Source organism: Thauera phenylacetica B4P (assembly GCF_000310225.1).
Lineage (GTDB): Bacteria > Pseudomonadota > Gammaproteobacteria > Burkholderiales > Rhodocyclaceae > Thauera > Thauera phenylacetica.
This window is the reverse complement of the sequence record NZ_AMXF01000521.1, coordinates 1-883: the sequence shown is the minus strand read 5'-3', so window position 1 is coordinate 883 and position 883 is coordinate 1. Positions and strand designations below refer to the sequence as shown.

Annotated in this window: 1 pseudogene; it reads right to left on the bottom strand. The window is 74.1% G+C overall.

What is annotated here, in order from left to right:
• Positions 1-883, bottom strand: a pseudogene (locus C667_RS23440) (hypothetical protein); the annotation flags it as partial.

Genomic DNA, 883 nt, shown 5'->3' with positions numbered 1-883 from the left:
GGGCGCCGCGGCGGCGGCCGGGGCGGCCTCGATCTTGGCGCTCGCGCCGGCGACGCCGGTCGCAGCCTGGTCGTTGACCGCCTTGTCGCGCGCGGCGGCGAACTTCTGCAGCTGCTCGCCGATCATGCGGCCGATGCGCTTGTACGGCGACCAGAAGGCCTGGCGCACGCTGATCGGCGCCTCCACCACCTTGACCACGCTCGCGCGCCAGTCACGGCCCTGGCGGTCGTAGAAGATGCCGTTGCGGCCGGGCACCATCATCTCGTCGGCGTCGCCGCCGGTCATCGCGGCGACGATGTTCATCGGCGCCTCGCCCTGGCGCTGGCACTCGCAATACACCAGGTAGGTGCCCGACAGCGGCGCGAGCGTGGCGTGGCGGGCCATGTCACCCACGCGCAGGCAGAGCTCGCAGCTGCGCTGGTCGAGGTAGAGCGTGCCGGCCTGGAAGATCGCCTTGTCGTGGCGCGAGTAGAAGTCGCTCAGGGTGACGAAGTTGCGCAGCAGGCGGACGAGGTCGCGGTTGTAGCGCACCAGGCGCTCGAGCGCGTCGACCTGGCCGGCCGCGGTCTCGGCGGCGAGGTCCTCGTCGATCAGGCGGGTGAGCGCGGCGCAGGTGCCGTCGGCGAGCAGCGCGCGCACGTCGGCGACCGGCAGCACCGCCACCGGGTTGGCCGGCATCGCCGCCACCCAGGCGCGGTGGGCGGCGAAGCGTCCGGCCAGGTCCTCCCATTCGGCCTGCGTCAGCGCCTCGCGCGCACCCAGGATGGGGATGACGATCTGGTCGCGCAGCGCAGCGATGCGCGCCTCCCACGCCGGGTTGAGCCCGACCGCCAGCGGCAGCGCGCGGCCCGCGCCGACGAGCGCGAGCGGCAGCGCGGCGACC